A 17589-nucleotide genomic window follows, 5' to 3' on the forward strand; every position below is an offset into this window, starting at 1 on the left:
CAAACACTATTTCTCTTGTTCCGACCGCTGCCGCAGGTGCGAACGCACCCGCCAGACGATGAGCCCGATCACCACGATCCCGGCGACGGCCAACGCGGTTACCCGGCCAGCCTCCTTGGAGACGGCCTCGTACGAATTGCCCGCGATGTAGCCGAGCATGACGAAACCGATTCCCCAGCACACTCCGCCGAGCATGTTGAAGAACAAGAAGCGTCGGTACGGCATCTTCGATAGTCCTGCCAGTGCCGGCATCACGGCCCGGAAGAACGCGATGAACCGGCCGAGGAACACGGCCCACCCACCGCGGCGAGCGAGCAGATCGCGAGCGTCGTCGAGTCGGCTGCGGTGCTTGTCCAGCAGTTTGATCGAGAGCACCCGGGGTCCGAAGATCCGGCCGATCTCATACCCGACGCTGTCTCCCACGACAGCTGCCACGACCACCACGGCCGCGATCAACACGATGTTGACGTGGCCGCGACTGGCGTCCACGCCGCCGAGCACCGCAGCGGTCTCGCCGGGAATCACAAAGCCGACGAAGATGGCGTCCTCGGCGAATACGAGTAATCCCACCACGATGTAAACCCAGATAGGCGGGATGCTGAGGACCTTGTCCACCAGGTCATGGATCACATTGCCCCCATAGTTAGGCCGCACCGCACCCGATCAGCCTATGGGCACGCTCGCGCATCTCGCCCAAACCGGCAACAATTGGCAACACGAGGAACTACCTACCTCCTCGCAACCGCATATGGACTGGCTTGTCGCCGACAACTACTGGACCGGGCGGCTGTTGTTTCAGCGGGGACTCGCCGCCGTCTACCTCGTCGCGTTCATTGTGGCCCGAAATCAGTTCCGAGCTCTGCTCGGCGCTCATGGGCTGATGCCCATCCCGGCGTACCTGGCCCGCACCCGTTTCCGCAGGTCGCCAAGTCTATTTCAGCTGCGCTACTCCGACGGCCTCTTTGCGGCGGTGACCTGGATCGGCATGGCCCTGGCGGCGCTGACCGTGGTCGGCGTAACCGAGTCGCTGCCGCTGGCCGCCAGCGCCATTATCTGGCTGCTGCTGTGGGTGCTGTACCTGTCGATCGTCAACGTCGGGCAGACGTGGTACTCCTTCGGCTGGGAATCGCTACTGCTGGAGGCCGGATTCCTGGCGGTATTTCTCGGCAACGCCTCGACCCCGCCACCGCTGCTGGTGTTGTTCTTGATCCGCTGGCTGCTGTTCCGGCTCGAGTTCGGCGCGGGGCTCATCAAGATGCGTGGCGATTCGTGCTGGCGCGACCTGACCTGCCTCTACTACCACCACGAGACGCAGCCGATGCCCGGGCCGCTGAGCTGGTATTTCCACCACTTGCCCAAGCCACTGCACCGCGTCGAGGTCGCGGCCAATCATGTGACGCAGCTCGTGGTGCCGTTCGGACTGTTCTTCCCAGCCCCCATCTCCGGCATCGCCGCCGCGCTGATCATCGTCACCCAACTCTGGTTGGTGATCAGCGGCAACTTCTCCTGGTTGAACTGGACGGCTATCGTGCTTGCGCTGTCTGCCTTGCCCGACGAGTGGTTGGGTGCCCTCGTTCCGACGCAGGCCACTGAATTGCACGCCACCCCAACGGTGTGGATCGGCGTCAGCATTGCGTTGACCTGCACGGTCGCAGTGCTGAGCTACTGGCCGGTGCGAAACATGCTGGGACACAGCCAGGTGATGAACGCGTCGTTCAACCAATTGCACCTGGTGAACACCTATGGCGCATTCGGGCACGTCACGCGACAACGCTTCGAGGTGATCATCCAAGGCACCTCTGACGCGCACATTTCCCCGGACACCACCTGGCAGGAATACGAATTCAAGGGCAAGCCCGGCGAGCTGCGCCGCTGGCCTCGCCAGTTCGCGCCCTACCATTTGCGGCTGGACTGGCTCATGTGGTTTGCCGGAATCTCGGCGCATTACGCCCATCCATGGTTCACCCGGCTGCTGGAAAAGCTGCTGCGTAACGACCGAGCGACGCTGAAATTGCTGCGGCACAACCCGTTCCCAGATCAACCACCGCGCTATGTGCGGGCGCGGCTCTACGAGTATCACTTCACTACCCGCGCCGAACGACGCGCTACCGGCGCGTGGTGGAAACGCGAACTGGTGGGCCAGTTCGCCCCGGTCGTGGCGCTGGCGGATTCGCGGAGCGAATAGCGGGACCAGGTGCACTGGACGTCCACGCTTGGTCGGTTGCCAGCGGCATCCCGCCTGCAGGACACGAAAAGTGGACACTCAATGCGCGTGCCGCATATAGGAGAGGTCACGGTTGAGTATCAGTTCGGCCGTCGCCACTGATAATCTTTGCGCCCATGAAGCGCGCATCGCTGTCCCGCCGATTCCTCGCGGTGCTGCCGCTCGTTCTCACCGCCACCCTTGCGGTTTCGCCGGTCGCGAGTGCGGACCCGCCGATGGGACCCGACGTCTCCTCCTACCAGCACCCTGATGGCGGCCCGATCAACTGGGCCGCCGCAAAAGCCGGTGGCGTCAACTTTGCCCTAGTCAAAGCCACCGAAGGCACCGACTACGTCAATCCGCATTTCCACGAGGACACCGCCGCGATGCGCGCGGCCGGAGTGCTGCGCGGCGCGTACCACTTCCCGCGCTTCGATGAGAACCCGGAACAGCAGGCGCTGTTCTACGTCAAGGAAGTATTCAGCGAGAACGCCCTCGGCTCACTGCCGCCGATTCTCGATGTCGAGCGAGACAACGGTCAGCCGCCCTCGGTGATCATCAACTGGATGCACCGCTGGCTCACCGAGGTTCAGTTGCTGACCGGCCGCAACCCGATCATCTACGCCTGCCCGGGTTTCTGGCGCTCCAGCGTTGCCGATTCCGCGGAATTCCACTCCTACCCGCTCTGGGTGGCCGACTGGAACGGTGGCCCAGCGCCCGATGTTCCGGGCGGCTGGCCGGGTTGGGTGTTCTGGCAGACCACCGACCACGCGAACATTCCGGGTATCGGCGTGCCCGTGGACCGCAACGTCTACAACCCGGCGTTCGGGCCACTGGAGATCTGGGCGAATACGCCCTACTACCTGACTCTGGGCACGCGCTGACGATCGTTGCCCCGGTTGGCTGCACAGCAGCCGCAGAAGCGGGCATTATGGAGCGCGATGTCCGAGCAAGATGTGCCTCAAAACAAGGGTCTGTTGTCGAAGCTTCGCGGCCTGATTCCGTCGGGCCGCTCCAAGCCTGACGCGAGCGTGCCGCGCGTATCACTCGATACCGAGGACGATCCGGTTCCGCCGCCGGCAGAGCCGGCCGAGCCGGTCGACGCTAGCCGGGCGCCCGCCGACGAGCCTGCGACAGCGCCGGTCGAGAAGCCGGTCGAATCGGCGAAAACAGAGGAAACGGCGGGGGATACAGCGCCGGCGGATTCAGCGCCAGCGGAATCAGCACCGGCTGATTCACCCGCAGAGTCGCCAGCCACCGACGCCGTCGAAGAGTCCGCTGAGGCCGAGGACACGGACGGCGAGACGCCCAAGCGTCGGCACATCTCCGCGGCCACCACCCGTCGCGCACTGGCCGCGGTCGCAGTCGGGGCCGTGGTCGCCGCCTTTGCCACCATCTTCCTGACCGGCGGATTCAAGACGGACAACGATCTGCAGACCCACCAGCCCGGCAAGGCGACCTCTACCGGCGCGGTTGCAGGCGCGGCGTTCGGCACCGCCGTTCAGGGTGACTGCCTGACCTGGAAGAAGCCCGACGCCAGCGACCTGAGCAAGGTCGACTGTAAGCAACCGCACCTGTTCGAGGTCGCCGCGCAGATCGATCTGAGCAAGTACCCGGGGGCAGAGTTCGGGCCCGGCTCGAAGTTCCCCGGCGTTCTCCGATTCACCGAACTCAAGGACGAGGACTGCGTCCCAGCGGTACGCGACTACCTCGGCGCGAAATTCGATCCCAACGGCAAGTTCGACGTCGGCCTGATCAATCCCGGCGAGGCCGGCTGGGCGGCCGGTGAACGGACGCTGCGCTGCGGGCTCCAGTTCTCCGGGACTACCGGCGCCCTGATGCCCATCGTCGGCACGGTCGCCGGCCAGGATCAGTCGAAGGTATGGGATCCGGGCACCTGCATCGGCATCAACGGAAACGTGCCGTCGGATCCGGTTGATTGCAGCCAACAGCACGCGTTCGAGGTCGTCGGCGTGATCGACCTGGCCACGCAATTCCCCGGTGGCCCGCCGGCCCAGCCCGATCAGGACAAGTTCCTGGAAGCGGCGTGCACCAAGGCGTCCACCGACTATCTGGGCTCACCGGACACCCTGCGAAACAAGACGCTGACGCTGTTCTGGGACAACATCGACGCCATCAGCTGGATCGCGGGAAGTCGCAAGGTCAACTGCTCGGTCGGCAAGGAGGTCGACGCCGGCGGCTTCGCGCCGATCGTCAATTCCGCCAAGGGCGACATCCTCATCAACGGTCAGCCGCCGGTTCCGCCGCCGCCGCTGCCCAACGGTCGTTCGATGCCCGCGCCGCTGCCGGGCGCCGCCCCTGCGCCGATTCCGCCGTCGGAGCCGGCGGCACCCCCGGCGGCCGCACCGCCGAACTGACCAGTGGCAGTGGCGATGACCGCCGACCGGTTCGATGAACTGGTCGGCGATGCTCTCGACCTCATCCCGGCAGAACTCGCCGCAGCCATCGACAACGTCGTCGTGCTGGTCGAACCACGACACCCCGACGATCGTGGGCTCCTCGGCCTCTATCACGGCGTGGCGCTGACCGAGCGGGATACCCACTACGGCGGCTACCTCCCCGACACCATCACCATCTACCGCGACGCGATCCTGGACGTCTGCAACAGCGAAGCGCAGGTGGTTCAGGAAGTGTCGATCACCGTCATTCACGAGATCGCGCACTACTTCGGCATCAGTGAACAGCGCCTGCACGAGCTCGGCTGGGGTTAGCAACTTTCGCGGAACCACTCTGGGTGTCGACGCGTCCAACTCTTCGACGGGACTTCTTGCCCGTCGCTCTCGCGCAGAGGAGGACGCCGGTGCCCGGTCATGTGTTGGTCATTCCAGAGGTGGTGCTCGCCGCGGCGGCCGAATTGGAAGCACTCGCCGAGCGGCTCACCGCTGCGGCATCAATGGCAACACCGGCGACGCATGTATTGCCCTCCGGTTCGGAGGAGGTATCGGCGCTGGCCGCCGGATTCTTCAATCGCGCCGCCGCGACGCATGAGACCGCGATCGCGCACGGCATCGCCGAGTTGCAGCACGCCGCGGCGACGTTGCGTGCGCAGGCAGCCGAATACGTAGCTCATGATGCCGTGCACGCCACGTCGCTCGGCGCGGTTGGCGCATCGATCTAAGCAGCTGGCGAAACGGGGAAACCAGACAATGACACTCGGGGTGACTGGCGTGGTGTGGTTGCCGCGCAAGGCAATTGGCAACTCGACCATGCTCAATAGCGGCGCGCGTGCAGTACCGATTGCCGCCGCGGCCAGCGCGTGGTCGGCGTTATCTGCTGCGTATACCGATGCGACCGCGACCCTCTCGCGGGTGATGGCCGAGCTCGCCGGCGGTCTCGAAGGCGTGAATGGCGTTGCCGCGCTGGCTCGATTGGGTGGCTTTACCGCTTGGACCGAAGAGCTGGCCGCCACGACGGCCGCAGTCGCCGCGAAGGCGACCGCCAATGCGGCCGCGTACACCACGGCCTCCCTGGCGATGCCGAGCCCCGCCGAGATTGCTGCGGTCTACGCAGCGAAGACGGCGGCCTATACCACCGGCGGCGCCCTGAACGGCAGCGCCGAGGCGGCCGAAGCCGCCGAGATTGCCATGGACATTCGGGCCGGGCTGGTGATGGAGGCCTATGAAGCTGCCACGACGGCCCTGGCCACACCGACCGAATACCCGCCCGCACCTCCGATCGCCAACGGTGCTGGCTCACCGGGTGACGTGCAGATGCCTGGCGGCCCTGAAGCTCTGCTGCAAAGCCCAACAGCTGACCAGGTGGCGACGGTCGCTGGCCGGGTCGCCGGATCTACCGTGTCCGCGGCCGTGTCCGGTCTTGCCGATGCGGTGACCGGTGCTGGCACCAGCTTGACCGCGCCCCCGCCGGTTGCTGAGCATGCCGGTATCTCCTCGTCGGCCGCTGGAATCGGCGGCCTTGGGGTGGCAGCAGGCGGTGCCGCCGCAGTGCCGAAGGTCCGCAGCGCCAGCCTCGGTGCATCCGCGCCGGTGCCGGCCAGCCGACAGTTGTCGAGCAGCGTCATCAGTGCAGCGAGCGTGGCTGAACAACCGCCCGCGCCACAACCGACTGCGGCGCGACCAACTGGACACCCACAGACCGGCACGCCATTCATCGGTCACCGCCTCGGCGCCGAGGACGACGAATCATCCCGTCGGCCTCAGCAATACCTGCACACGGTCGAGCACTTCATGGACGGCCGCACCGTCGTGCCGTCGGTCATCGGCGAGGAATGATCGACCTGGGAACGGCTCCGAGCGTCTTGCCGGCCATCACCCTGACCGCGGACGAGTTCGACCTACTCGTGGACCGGCTCGGCTTGACCGAACTGCCAGTCGTGCTCGCCGCGGTGCCCGGACACGCCGGTTTGCGCACGGACGCCTCACTCGCGCGCGGCGACGAGATTCACCCTGGCCTGGTCCGGCGCCTACAGACGCTGAGCCGCCCGCACTGGGTGATCGCGATGCGGGTGTTTTCCGGAACGGTGACCAAGCGCTTGTGCGTAGCGCATGACGACCGAGGCAGTGTCGTCGCGATGCGGAACCAGAACGGCTACCTGCTCGATGACATCGTTGGTGACGTGTCCGCACCAGTGCTTGGCGCGCTCGACCCCTGCCCCGCGCTGCGATTGGAAACCGTGAACGTGCCGACCGCAGACCTGGTCCCGGTGTTTGATGGCGCAGCAAAACGCGATGGAACGCGAGAGCGGCTGCGGCGGTTGGGCATTCCGTCGGAGCCCGCCGCGACAATCTCCGAGGCCCTGGCTCGATGCCACGCACACTGCCAGATCGTCGGGGTTCGATACGCGCCGGGAATCCGCGAACGGTCAGAGCGCAACATCGCCGTATTCGACACCGCGGCAGGCCGATTCGTGGCGACCGCCAGCCACGCCCACGACGGGCGGAAATGGACGACGCTGAGTTCGGGCACCGATGCGCGAATACGCCAAGCAATCGGGGACCTGGTTGCCGAACTGGCAACCGCAGATGCACAGCAAGCTGTTTAACCCATCGGATCGTCTGGCCGGGGGCTGACGTCGGCTTCGAACGGCGGCGTGTGCAGACCCCACCGGGTGCAGCGCCAACCCGTAGCCGTCGGCTCGAGCTCGATGGTCTGGGTGTTGTCCAGGTGGTTACTGGCCGCGAACTGCCCCGGGACCGCCGCAAGATAGCGACTCACCAACCGAATCGCTGCGCCGTGGCTCACCACCACAACGTTGCCGCGGTCGGTGTCGAGGTACTTTGCGCGCAGCTCGCCGACAACCGGTAAAAACCGATCAAGCACTTCCTGTCCGGATTCCCCGCCCGGCAACCGCGCGTCCAGATCACCGAGGTGCCAGGCCCCAAACACCGCCTTGAGCGCCTCATGCGCGTCATCGTCGGCGCGATCCTCGTAGTCGCCCGCCTGAGCCTCGTGCAGGCCGTCGAGAACCTGCGTCTCGACTCCGGTCACCGCCTCGATGTGGCTCGCCGTCTGCTGTGCACGTAACGCACGAGACGCGATCACCGCCGCCGGCGGCACCGTCAGACCGCGCGCGAACGCTTGCGCCTGCTCCACGCCGCGCGACGTCAACGGAGCCCCCGGCAGCCTGGTGTCGAGTCGCCGGGCCACGTTGCCTTCGGTCTCACCGTGCCGCACCAGAAAGAGAGTGCTCATGGCTCGGCTCCCGCTCGCTCCGGCAGCCGTCCCGCCTGCGCCCCTGCGCGCCACCCCAGCCGTGCGTGTTTCTTCACCGCCCGCGGTGAAATTTCACGCACGGGGGGTGCGATCCTCACCGCCTCGGTGCTCATCGCTCGGCTCCCGCTCGCTCCGGTCCTCGCGCCTGCGGCGCTGCGATCCTCACTCGCTTCGCCTCGGTAGTCATGGCTCGGTTCACGGCTCGGCGTTCCCTTTACGCAGGTCCGCCAGCCAGCTCGCGGCTTCGTCATCCGACGGCGGCGGCGTCCCGATCGGGGCCGACGCCGGCCACGACCCGAGGTAGCGAATCGACGATGTCCGCCACAACGCCTTCAGCGCTTCGGCCACCAGCGGATCCTCGATGTGTCCCACGCAGTCGATGTAAAACCGATAGGTCCCCATGCCCGTCCGCGTTGGCCGCGACTCGATCCGCGTGAGATCGATTCCGCGCGTGGAGAATTCGCCAAAGGCGCGCATCAGCGCGCCTGGTTCGTTCGTCAGCTCGAGAACGACACCCGTGCGGTCGGCGCCGGTTGGCGCGGGAGCGGTTGTGGGTCCGGTGACCAAAACGAATCGGGTCCGGGCGCCCTCGTAATCGGCGACCCCGTCGGCCAACGCGGCCAAGCCGAGCCGTTCGGCGGCCAGTCCCGTCGAGACGGCGGCATCCGCCAAGCCGTTGGCCACGTCCTCCGCGGCAGCGGCGTTGGACGCAGCTACCTGCACCTGCGCATCGGGCAGGTGCTCCGCCAACCACATTCGCACCTGCGCCGCCGCGACCGGGTACGCCCGCACGGTTCGCACGTCCCCCAACGCCACCCCCGGCCGGGCGACGATGGTGAACGCGACCTCGAGTTCACATTCGGCGATGATCTGCAACCGCGGTCCCACCGCGAGTGCGTCGAGCGTGGACGGGATCGAACCCTCCACCGAGCTTTCGATAGGAACCACGGCCCCGTCGACGGATCCGGCGCGCACGAGTTCGAGCGCGGCCGGTTGGCTCTGCGCGGCAACGCGTTCGACGGCACCGGCGAAGAGTCCGGAATCCTCGAACTTCGCCAGCGCCATCTCGGTGAATGTTCCGGGCGGACCGAAATAGGCGATGCGCTGCACGAAATCGAGATTAACGGTTACCGGCGGAAACCAGCGACGCAATGTGCGCGCGCGGTGACAGTGCTGGTTAGCATTGCCCATGCCGATCGAACCAGCCACCGAACCCGCGCCCGTGCAGGCCGACGCCGCCATCGACGAGGGCTACTCGCGCGGGCTAAACGCCCGGACCGTCCAGATGATCGCCATCGGCGGCGCGATCGGCACCGGATTGTTCTACGGCTCCGGCGGTGCGATCGAGAAGGCCGGGCCCGCGCTGATCCTCGCCTATGCGGTTGCCGGCGCAGCGATCTTCGTCATCATGCGGGCGCTGGGCGAACTGCTGATCTACCGCCCGGTGACCGGCAGCATCTCGGAATACGCCGAGGAGTTCCTCGGTCCGTTCATGGGTTTCCTTGGCGGCTGGACGTATTGGGCGGTGTGGACCACCACCTGCATGGCCGAGATCACCGTGGCGGGCAAGTACGTCAACTACTGGTGGCCCTCGATTCCCGGCTGGCTGACGGCGCTGGTTGTGCTGACCGTGCTGTTCTGCGCCAACCTGATCTCGGTGCGAATCTTCGGTGAGGCTGAGTTCTACTTCTCGCTGATCAAGGTCACTGCGATCGTCGGCATGATCGTCATCGGCATCGCGGTTCTGCTCCCAATCGCGGGTATCGGTCCCGAGACCGGCCCGTCGGTCACCAACCTGTGGAACGACGGCGGATTCTTTTCAACGGGCTTTTCCAGCGCGTTGCTGAGCTTGCAGATCGTGATGTTCGCCTATGTCGGCGTCGAGCTTGTCGGGGTGACGGCCGGTGAGGCGGAGAATCCGAAAGCGACGCTACGCAAGGCCATCAACACCCTCCCGTTCCGCATCGGGTTGTTTTACGTCGGCGCGCTGCTGGTGATTCTGACCGTGCGCGGATGGCGCAACTTCCACGCCGGCCACAGCCCGTTCGTCGATGTGTTCGGCTACATCGGCATCCCCGCGGCGGCGGGAATCGTCAACTTCATTCTGCTCACGGCGGCGCTGTCGTCGTGCAACTCCGGCATCTATTCGACGGGCCGGATGCTGCGCAGCCTGTCGCAACGTGGCGACGGACCGCCGGCCATGGCGTCGCTGAGTTCGCGTTCTGTGCCGTGGGTCGGCATTTCGATTTCCGCGGCGGCCATGGTGATCGGCGTGCTCGTCAACGTCGTCTCCCCGGACAAGGCGTTCGCCTACATCACGTCGGTGTCGACCATCGGCATCATCTTCGTCTGGGGCTCGATCATGGTTTGCCACGCGGTGTACCGGCGCCGGGTGCGCGCCGGCGATCTGCCGGCCTCCGACTACCGCCTGCCGGGTGCGCCGTACACGACGGCGTTGACGCTCGCGTTCCTGGCGCTGGTGGTGGTGTTGCTGTTCTTCAGCGATGACGGACGCGTCGCCGTGGTCGTCGGGGTGGTGTGGTTCGCGGGCGCGAGTGCGGCCTACTTCCTGCGGGCCCGGGCGCGCGAGCGTTACTCCGACTCGTCGTCGAGGTGATCGACGGCGTTCACGCCGTTCAGTCCGGCAAGGATCCGAGCGGCGTCCTGGACGCCGGTTCCGGTCAGTTTCATCGTCACGCCGACATGACCCGGTCCAGCAGCATGTGGCTCGGCCATGTCGAGCGCGCCGCCGGCGGGGTCGGCGATCAACGAGTTGAGTGACCACCCCCGCGCCCCGCAGGTGTTCATGATTTCGCGCAGGACTCCCTTGCCGTCCTCGTAGGTCACGTGCAGGCGCACGGAGCCGCGAATTCTTGCCGGAAACTTCCGGACCAGCGGAGCGAAGCCCAAGACGATCACGAAGTGCAGCACGGTGACCACGATGGCCAGCAGAATCAGACCGGCGCCCGCGGCCATGCCGATCGCGGCGGTCTCCCACACGGCCGCCGCGGTGGTCAGTCCGTGCACGGTTCCCTGGCGAGTGATGATCAACCCGGCGCCGAGAAAGCCCACACCGGAAACGATCTGCGCAGCGACACGCGACGGGTCGAGCTCGACGTCTCCGACGTGCAGGACATCGCTGAAGCCGTACTTGCTGACCAGCAGGATCAGCGCCGCCGAGGTGCCGACGATTGTCTGTGTCCGCAGCCCGGCACTTTTGCTGCGTAGCTCGCGTTCGAGACCGATCAGCGCCGAGAGTCCGAACGCCGCCAGCAGTTCGATCAGCTGGCGGACGCCCTGTCCGGATCCGTTGAGCAGTCCGGTGGTCTCGGCGAGAGTCACGCGGGTTCCAGCGATTCCGGGGTGAGCTCACGGTGGCTGGCGTACCCGGAGAGCGCGAGGGTGAGGTCGAGTTCGGCAAGCAGCGACCGGAGCACATGCTCGACCCCGGCCTGGCCCGCGAGCGCGAGCCCGTACAGGAACGGCCGTCCGATCAGCACCGCTTGCGCGCCGAGCGCCAGCGCCTTGAACACGTCTGCGCCTGTGCGGACGCCGCTGTCAAACAGGACGGTGAGGTGGTCGCCGACCGCCGCGGCAATGGCCGGTAGCGCGGCGAGCGAGGCCCGGGCGCCATCGACCTGTCGGCCGCCATGGTTGGACACGACAATTCCGTCCATGCCGTGCTCGACGGCCAATTCCGCGTCCGCGACCGAGCAGATGCCTTTCAGCACGATCGGCCCGTCCCAGTTCGCGCGCAGAAAGCCCAGCTGCGACCAGCTGAGACCCGGGTTGGGGAACATTTGCGCCCAGTGCATCGCCGCGGCGATCGGGTCGTCTTCGACCGGCTTGGCGAGGCCCGCCTGAAACGCCGGGTCGGTCAGGTAGTTGGCGATCCCCTGCCCGACCAGGAACGGCAAGAAGCCGCGGTCCAGGTCCTTGGGCCGCCAGCCCAACAGCGTGGTGTCCAGTGTCAACACCAGTGCCGAGTACCCGTTCTCGCGGGCCCGCTGCAGGAAACTCAGGCAGACGGATTCATCGGTCGGCCAATAGAGTTGATACCAGCGCGGGGCTTCGCCAGCCGCCTCGGCGACCTGCTCGAACGAATGCGCCGCTTGCGTCGAGTGGATGTACGGCAGTTCCAGCGCGGCGGCCGCACGAGCCGAGGCCAGTTCGCCTTCCGGGTGCGCCAGGGTCTGCACCCCGACGGGAGCCAGCATGATCGGCGCCGGCATCGTCGTCCCGAGGATCGTGCACGACAGGTCGCGCTGTGGCGCGCCACGCAGCATCCGCGGCACGATCCGCCAGTCGTCGAAGGCCTCCCGGTTCGCGCGCGCGGTGGCGCCGCTGCCCGCGCTCGGCACGATGTATCCCAGCGCCTCTTCCGAAAGCACCTGCGCCGCCTTGATTTCCAGGGCTGCGAGGTCGGTGGTCACCTCGGGTACAACGTTGCCGAACATGCCCTGGGCGTAGATGCCGAGTTGGTAGTCGCTGAAGTTGACCGGGCGTTCCGTCATGAGTGGAGGTCCTTCGTGAGCATCGCAGCGGAGCAGCGGGCGGCGGGGCGGGACACTCGCAGAGCGGAGGGAAGGACCGCAACGGCAAGACTCATGAGCGCACGATACGTGGAGGTATCGCGCTGCGCGCGCAACTCAGCCAACGAAACTCCCGCTGTGCGACGGGATCCCGTCTCTGGAGGCGAGTCGTGTTGGCGCGGTCGCGCTCAGCCTTGCCCTCCCAGCACATGCGAGTTAGTTTAGGATTACCTAACTAACTGGAGGTGTGATGCCTGCCCTTGCCAAGCAACAACGACCTACCACCGAAGAGCGCGTTCGGACCGCGATCCTGCGCGCCCGCGACGCCCGACTCGCAGTGCCTGGTCAGGACCCGGAACCGACCGTCGTGCACCATCTGCGTGCCGGCGATGTCGTCGTCGGCATTCCCACTGCGTCGCTGAACTTCATGCCCGGCACGGCAGCCGTCCTCGAACTCACCGATCAGACACCGCTGAACTTGCGCGAACCAGTTCGATCCCTGGTCTGGCTGCGCGGCGAACTGTTTCCACTCGGGTCGGCTGAACGCTCGGTCGCCGCAGACATCGCCGTCGAGAATCCCGACCCTGCGCTGCTCGACGTTGGGCGTTCCGTGACGCTGCTTCGCCTCATGCTCGACTCGGCGGTCGTTGCAGACTCCACGGGAGCCGAATCTGTCACACCGGCAAAGCTTTTCGCCGCCACCCCCGACCCGTTCTGGGAGTGCGAGACGGCATGGCTGCAGCACCTCGACTCCGATCATGCCGACGTGATCGAGTTGCTTGCGCGCCGGCTGCCGCCGCAGCTTCGCGGCGGCTCGGTCCGGCCGCTGGCCATCGACCGGTTCGGGCTGACATTGCGCGTGGAGAAATACGGGGAGGATTTCATGAGCGACGACCGCGACATTCGACTGCCCTTCAACGAGCCGGTCACCGACGGCGAAGGCCTCAGTCGTGCGATCCGCATTCTGGTCGGCTGTCCATTCCTGAACGGGATGCGCCGAGGCTAGACCCGTTCGTTTGATTGGCCCGGCACAATCGCTGCTGTGCCTTTCGACCGTCAACAGCTCGATGCCTGGCTGCGACCTGCGACGCCGGAGTCGGCCGCGACGCTGACGGAACCCGCCGCGCGGCGGATGGCGTACGTGGAGATCTGGATAGTCTTGGCGGTCACCTTCGGCCTCAGCGGCCTCAGCTCCGCCTTGTCACTCACAGATTCGTTTCTCGCGGGCAATCTGGCCAGCCAGTCGGTGGCGCTGAATCCAACGAGATCCAACGTCTCGGCCATCGACTTTCTGTGGCAGTTGCTCAGCATCGTCCGGTTGTGCGCGTGGGCGGCGCTGGGTCTCTACCTGCTGTGGCGCATCGGATTCAGCCCACGCCGAGTCGGGCTGATCCGCGACCCGCGGAACTGGCCGCGCGGCCTGGTGCTGGCCGCGGTCATCGGTCTGCCGGGATTGGCGCTCTATCTCGTCGCGCACGCGTTGGGAATGAACCTCACCGTGATCGCGAGCGGTTTGACCGACCACTGGTGGCGGGTCCCCGTCTTGGTGCTCGCCGCGATCGCCAACGCAGTGGCCGAGGAAGTTCTGGTGGTCGCGTATTTGGTGACCAATCTGCGGCGACTCGGGTGGTCCGAGAATGGCTCGTTGGCGGCCTCTGCGGTGCTTCGCGGGAGCTATCACCTCTACCAGGGAATCGGCGGCGGTCTCGGCAACCTGGCCATGGGTCTGGTGTTCGGGCGTTATTGGCAGCGCCGAAATCGACTGTGGCCCCTCATCATTGCGCACGCCACGATCGACACGGTCGCCTACCTCGGCTACGCGTTCCTGCACGGTCACGTGTCCTGGTTGCCATAGTCAGAGCACCTGCGGTCACGACCCAGTTGTGCGCCGAATCGGCGAAAATCTGCAGTGTCTCGGCGAAAGTGGTCGCTCACCGCAACCGCAGCAGGACGAGGGATAGGTAGAGTCGTCCTCCGTGACCGGCGATCCACGCGGCGACAATCCCGCAGGCCAGGGACGTCCGCCGCAGCGACCGCCGGGTCCCAGCGAGCGGCGGTTTCCGCCGCCTCCGCCACCCGACTACCAGCGTCGGCGGCCGCCCCCACCGCCGCCCGAGGGCACCCAGGTCATCCGCCGCGACGGCCGGCCCTACCCGTCGTCACCACCCCCACCGCAGGCGTGGTCACAGGCGCCGAGCCCGCCGATGACGCATCAGCCGCCGGTTCAGCACGCACCACCACAGCGACCCCAGCCGTATCGCGAACCCAGCCGACCTGGCGGCGCCGCACCGCCGCCCCGACGCGCGATCAATCGTCCGGCAGCGACCCCACCCCCGCCGTCGGCTCCGCCGCGGCCACGCCGCAAGCGCCACTGGGGCCGGCGCATCGGCCTGACACTTCTCGTGTTGCTGCTGCTTATCGGCGGCGGACTGTTCTACCTGGACCGCCAACTGCATCGAACCGACGCCCTGGCCGACTACCCGGACCGCGTCGGCGACACCCCGGGCACCAACTGGCTGCTGGTGGGCTCGGACAGTCGCAACGACCTGAGCCCGCAAGAACAGCAAGACCTCGCGACCGGCGGCGATGTCGGTAATGCGCGTACCGACACGATCATCCTCATCCACATACCGAAGTCCGGCCGCGCCACGATGGTGAGCATCCCGCGCGACTCCTACGTGAGCATTCCGGGCAACGGCAAAGACAAGATCAACGCATCTTTCGCGATCGGCGGCGCACCACTGCTGGTACAGACACTCGAAACGGCGACCGGGTTGCACATCGACCACTACGCCGAGATCGGCTTCGGAGGTTTTGCCTCGGTGGTGGATGCGGTCGGCGGCCTCGACATGTGCCTGGACCAGCCGTTGAACGATCCGCTTGCCGGAATCAACTTGGCCGCCGGCTGCCAGCACCTCAACGGCGCGCAAGCGCTCGGTTACGTGCGCAGCCGGGCATTTGCCTCGGCCGACCTCGAGCGCATGCAGCATCAACGGCAATTCATGAGCGCGCTGCTCAAGAAGGTCTCGAGCGCCTCGACCTTGTTGAACCCCTTCCGGATTTTCCCGCTGCTCGGCGATGCCGCCAAGTCGCTGCAGGTCGACAACGGTGATCACATCTGGAATCTGCTGGCGCTCGCTTGGGCGATGCACGGCAGCATGATCACCACGACCGTGCCCATCGGTGGATTCGAGAACACTTCCGGTTCGGGGAACGTGCTGCTGTGGGACCGGCCGAAGGCCCAAGAATTCTTCTCCGACCTGGCCGCCGATCAACCGCTGCCGGCCGATCTGATCAGCTCGCAATCAGCCAACTGACCTGCACGTTTACCGATTTGCCCGATAGGGTATTCGGTCGGCGACGAAAGGGGTGGCCATGATTGTCGCCGGTGTGATTCTCTTGCTTCTTGGGTTCGTGTTCGGCGTTCCCGTGCTGTGGACGCTCGGCATCATTGCGCTCGTCATCGGGCTCGTGCTGCTGTTGCTGGGCTCGATCGGTCGGCCGGTTGCCGGGCGCAGGTACTACTACTAGTTCCGCCGCTGAATCGGGCAATCTCGGCACCGCCGCTGGAGGGAGAGGTCCCCTACTCGCGTTGACACGCCGTAGGGGACCGCCGCTTCCAAGAGGTTAGGATACTCTGCCCTCAATTAGGCTGAGCTTGGATGACAGGCCTGTTGACCTGCGTTTACTCTTGCGGCCATGACTCAAGCCAGCGACGGTTCGCACAGCAAGTTCCACGCCCTGCTTCATGATCAGATTCGCCACGAATTCAACGCCGAGCATCAGTACATCGCGACGGCAGTATGGTTCGACAACGCGGATCTGCCACAGTTGGCGCGGCACTTCTATGCGCAGTCGGTGGAAGAGCGCAACCACGCGATGATGATCATCCAGTACTTCCTCGACCGGGACATGTCCGTGGAGCTGACCGGCGTCGACCCGGCGAAGTCGCAGTTCGCGGACGCGCGGGAGCCGATTGCGCTCGCGCTGACGCAGGAGAAGACGGTCACCGAGCAGATCATCCACCTGGCCAGCACCGCCCGCGAGGAGGGCGACTACCTCGGTGAGCAATTCATGCAATGGTTCCTCAAGGAGCAGGTCGAGGAGGTGGCCAGCATGAACACGCTGCTGACCATCGCCGACCGTGCCGGCTCCAACCTGTTCGACCTCGAGGAATTCGTGGCGCGCGAGATGAACAAGCCCAAGGACGCCTCCGGCGCACCACCGGCCGCGGGCGGCGCTGTGTAGCTAGCGCAGCGTCACCTGCCGGCTTCGCAGCCCATCCCGGGATCGCCGTTCGGCGGCCGTCAGCGGATCCTGCACCTGCAGGGCGGCGGTGAGCCGCTCGCCGAACTCCGCCGCCGGAGCGGTCCACTCCACCGGGTGCCGCTCCGGATCCAGGTCGAAGACCGGCACCAGTAGGCCGTGCGTCCGGAATGATCCGGCGAACCGCGAGCCCTCGCCGACGTGCAGCCCACCCGAGGCATGCAACCGGGCGAGCGCCAGCATCAGGTCGTCTTCACTCTCCGGGCGTACCCACCGCAGATGCGCTTTCTCGCCCGCGTCGACCCACCATGCGGCCCGGAGTCCGTCGAGCCGTGCCGACGGCATGATCAGTTCGTTTGCGCGCTGCACGGTGGCGGCGACGTCCGGCGCCGGCTCGACCCCCTCTGGGATCCACCAATTGAAGTCTTGATGGACAGTCACTTCCAGGTCAGCGTCGGGATCAAGTACGTCGCGCAATGCTGCGCCGGAGGTCGGGTCCGCCGCCGCCAGGGAGTCACCTGGCGCGGCCGTTTGCGCCCATGTCGCCGCGGCCGCCAGATCGGCTGCCGGATCGTCGGACTGCGCCTGCACCTGAAGTCCGACGTAGCCGACCGGTTCGCCGTTCTCCTCGCGGACCAACGCGGCGACCGCCCCCGGCAACACCGTGGCGAGCACGATCTTGCGACCATCGCGGCCCGCCAGCGGAGCGGTTGCTGAGGGTACAAACTCGCGCAGTGCCACCAGATCGCATTCGGCGACAAACCCTTCGAACGGGCGCGCATTCACCCGCTCCGACTGCTCGCGGACGGCCTGGCGATGCGCAAGACGCTGCGCGCGGTTGCTCTCCGCCTTCGGACGGTTGCGTTTGCTTTTACCCACGCGGCAAACCTACAC

19 protein-coding genes are annotated in these 17589 nt (G+C 66.3%); 13 read left to right on the forward strand and 6 right to left on the reverse strand.

Going from position 1 to position 17589, the window contains the following annotated elements; translation table 11 throughout:
- Window positions 1–6: 6 nt before the first annotated feature.
- Window positions 7–654, reverse strand: a complete 648-nt coding sequence (locus FOS14_RS07160) for a DedA family protein (RefSeq protein WP_255450134.1) — start codon at window positions 652–654, stop codon at window positions 7–9.
- A 94-nt stretch (window positions 655–748) separates the two neighbouring features.
- Here FOS14_RS07160 and FOS14_RS07165 point away from each other — a divergent pair, with 94 nt between their 5' ends.
- The 7 genes from FOS14_RS07165 (at window position 749) to FOS14_RS07195 (ending at window position 7226) form a co-directional block, all read left to right on the forward strand.
- Entirely contained in the window at window positions 749–2185 is a 1437-nt protein-coding gene (locus FOS14_RS07165; RefSeq protein ID WP_143769651.1) for a lipase maturation factor family protein, read from the forward strand.
- A 155-nt stretch (window positions 2186–2340) separates the two neighbouring features.
- The gene (locus tag FOS14_RS07170) at window positions 2341–3087 is read left to right on the forward strand and encodes a glycoside hydrolase family 25 protein (protein WP_143769577.1); all 747 of its coding nucleotides are present in this window, start codon (window positions 2341–2343) and stop codon (window positions 3085–3087) included.
- Between the two features lie 438 nt (window positions 3088–3525).
- A complete protein-coding gene (locus FOS14_RS07175) occupies window positions 3526–4581 on the forward strand; it encodes a septum formation family protein (protein ID WP_255450143.1) in 1056 nt (351 codons plus the stop codon).
- A 3-nt stretch (window positions 4582–4584) separates the two neighbouring features.
- Window positions 4585–4935, forward strand: coding sequence for a metallopeptidase family protein (locus FOS14_RS07180; RefSeq protein ID WP_143769579.1), 351 nt, complete (start codon window positions 4585–4587; stop codon window positions 4933–4935).
- Window positions 4936–5024: 89 nt separating this feature from the next.
- Window positions 5025–5342 carry a PE domain-containing protein gene (locus tag FOS14_RS07185; protein ID WP_143769580.1) on the forward strand — a complete coding sequence of 106 codons (318 nt, stop codon included), beginning with the start codon at window positions 5025–5027 and terminating at the stop codon, window positions 5340–5342.
- A gap of 28 nt (window positions 5343–5370) precedes the next feature.
- Complete coding sequence (locus FOS14_RS07190; RefSeq protein WP_143769581.1) at window positions 5371–6456, forward strand: PPE domain-containing protein; 1086 nt, start codon at window positions 5371–5373, stop codon at window positions 6454–6456.
- Entirely contained in the window at window positions 6453–7226 is a 774-nt protein-coding gene (locus FOS14_RS07195; protein ID WP_143769582.1) for an ESX secretion-associated protein EspG, read from the forward strand. Before FOS14_RS07190 ends, FOS14_RS07195 begins: the two co-directional genes overlap by 4 nt.
- On the opposite strand, the gene FOS14_RS07200 is transcribed toward FOS14_RS07195, so the two are convergent.
- Both FOS14_RS07200 and pheA read right to left on the reverse strand, forming a co-directional pair.
- Entirely contained in the window at window positions 7223–7876 is a 654-nt protein-coding gene (locus tag FOS14_RS07200) for a histidine phosphatase family protein (RefSeq protein ID WP_143769583.1), read from the reverse strand. The two genes, FOS14_RS07195 and FOS14_RS07200, sit on opposite strands and share 4 nt — an antisense overlap.
- A 216-nt stretch (window positions 7877–8092) precedes the next feature.
- A complete protein-coding gene (pheA, locus tag FOS14_RS07205; RefSeq protein ID WP_143769584.1) occupies window positions 8093–9007 on the reverse strand; it encodes a prephenate dehydratase in 915 nt (304 codons plus the stop codon).
- Window positions 9008–9086: 79 nt separating this feature from the next.
- Here pheA and FOS14_RS07210 point away from each other — a divergent pair, with 79 nt between their 5' ends.
- Window positions 9087–10514 carry an amino acid permease gene (locus tag FOS14_RS07210; RefSeq protein WP_143769585.1) on the forward strand — a complete coding sequence of 476 codons (1428 nt, stop codon included), beginning with the start codon at window positions 9087–9089 and terminating at the stop codon, window positions 10512–10514.
- Here the strand turns inward: FOS14_RS07210 and FOS14_RS07215 are convergent.
- On the reverse strand, window positions 10490–11239 hold the full coding sequence (locus tag FOS14_RS07215) for an MgtC/SapB family protein (RefSeq protein WP_143769586.1): 750 nt from the start codon (window positions 11237–11239) through the stop codon (window positions 10490–10492). The genes FOS14_RS07210 and FOS14_RS07215 overlap by 25 nt on opposite strands.
- Window positions 11236–12411 carry an alpha-hydroxy-acid oxidizing protein gene (locus FOS14_RS07220; RefSeq protein ID WP_143769587.1) on the reverse strand — a complete coding sequence of 392 codons (1176 nt, stop codon included), beginning with the start codon at window positions 12409–12411 and terminating at the stop codon, window positions 11236–11238. Before FOS14_RS07220 ends, FOS14_RS07215 begins: the two co-directional genes overlap by 4 nt.
- 268 nt (window positions 12412–12679) lie before the next feature.
- Between FOS14_RS07220 and FOS14_RS07225 the strand changes: the two genes are divergently transcribed.
- The 5 genes from FOS14_RS07225 (at window position 12680) to FOS14_RS07240 (ending at window position 16677) form a co-directional block, all read left to right on the forward strand.
- Window positions 12680–13435, forward strand: a complete 756-nt coding sequence (locus tag FOS14_RS07225) for a DUF2470 domain-containing protein (protein ID WP_143769588.1) — start codon at window positions 12680–12682, stop codon at window positions 13433–13435.
- Between the two features lie 126 nt (window positions 13436–13561).
- On the forward strand, window positions 13562–14284 hold the full coding sequence (locus FOS14_RS07230) for a CPBP family intramembrane glutamic endopeptidase (RefSeq protein WP_143769652.1): 723 nt from the start codon (window positions 13562–13564) through the stop codon (window positions 14282–14284).
- A 274-nt stretch (window positions 14285–14558) separates the two neighbouring features.
- Window positions 14559–15746, forward strand: coding sequence for an LCP family protein (locus tag FOS14_RS07235; protein WP_255450144.1), 1188 nt, complete (start codon window positions 14559–14561; stop codon window positions 15744–15746).
- A gap of 58 nt (window positions 15747–15804) precedes the next feature.
- Complete coding sequence (locus tag FOS14_RS24655) at window positions 15805–15960, forward strand: DUF6131 family protein (protein WP_185981651.1); 156 nt, start codon at window positions 15805–15807, stop codon at window positions 15958–15960.
- Between the two features lie 168 nt (window positions 15961–16128).
- Window positions 16129–16677, forward strand: coding sequence for a ferritin (locus FOS14_RS07240; protein WP_143769589.1), 549 nt, complete (start codon window positions 16129–16131; stop codon window positions 16675–16677).
- Here FOS14_RS07240 and FOS14_RS07245 read toward each other — a convergent pair whose 3' ends face one another.
- Window positions 16678–17574, reverse strand: a complete 897-nt coding sequence (locus FOS14_RS07245) for a DUF5926 family protein (RefSeq protein ID WP_143769590.1) — start codon at window positions 17572–17574, stop codon at window positions 16678–16680.
- Window positions 17575–17589 lie beyond the last annotated feature (15 nt).

The organism is Skermania sp. ID1734 (assembly GCF_007489285.1).
In the GTDB taxonomy this organism is placed as follows: domain Bacteria; phylum Actinomycetota; class Actinomycetes; order Mycobacteriales; family Mycobacteriaceae; genus ID1734.

Excerpts from the sequence above, each read along its gene's own strand:
- FOS14_RS07195 (WP_143769582.1), top strand. The coding sequence starts at position 6,453 with ATGATCGACCTGGGAACGGCTCCGAGCGTCTTGCCGGCCATCACCCTG.
- FOS14_RS07170 (WP_143769577.1), top strand. The coding sequence starts at position 2,341 with ATGAAGCGCGCATCGCTGTCCCGCCGATTCCTCGCGGTGCTGCCGCTC.
- FOS14_RS07190 (WP_143769581.1), top strand. The coding sequence starts at position 5,371 with ATGACACTCGGGGTGACTGGCGTGGTGTGGTTGCCGCGCAAGGCAATT.
- FOS14_RS07210 (WP_143769585.1), top strand. The coding sequence starts at position 9,087 with ATGCCGATCGAACCAGCCACCGAACCCGCGCCCGTGCAGGCCGACGCC.
- FOS14_RS07200 (WP_143769583.1), bottom strand. The coding sequence starts at position 7,876 with ATGAGCACTCTCTTTCTGGTGCGGCACGGTGAGACCGAAGGCAACGTG.
- FOS14_RS07165 (WP_143769651.1), top strand. The coding sequence starts at position 749 with ATGGACTGGCTTGTCGCCGACAACTACTGGACCGGGCGGCTGTTGTTT.
- FOS14_RS07230 (WP_143769652.1), top strand. The coding sequence starts at position 13,562 with ATGGCGTACGTGGAGATCTGGATAGTCTTGGCGGTCACCTTCGGCCTC.
- FOS14_RS07225 (WP_143769588.1), top strand. The coding sequence starts at position 12,680 with ATGCCTGCCCTTGCCAAGCAACAACGACCTACCACCGAAGAGCGCGTT.
- FOS14_RS07220 (WP_143769587.1), bottom strand. The coding sequence starts at position 12,411 with ATGACGGAACGCCCGGTCAACTTCAGCGACTACCAACTCGGCATCTAC.
- FOS14_RS24655 (WP_185981651.1), top strand. The coding sequence starts at position 15,805 with ATGATTGTCGCCGGTGTGATTCTCTTGCTTCTTGGGTTCGTGTTCGGC.
- FOS14_RS07240 (WP_143769589.1), top strand. The coding sequence starts at position 16,129 with ATGACTCAAGCCAGCGACGGTTCGCACAGCAAGTTCCACGCCCTGCTT.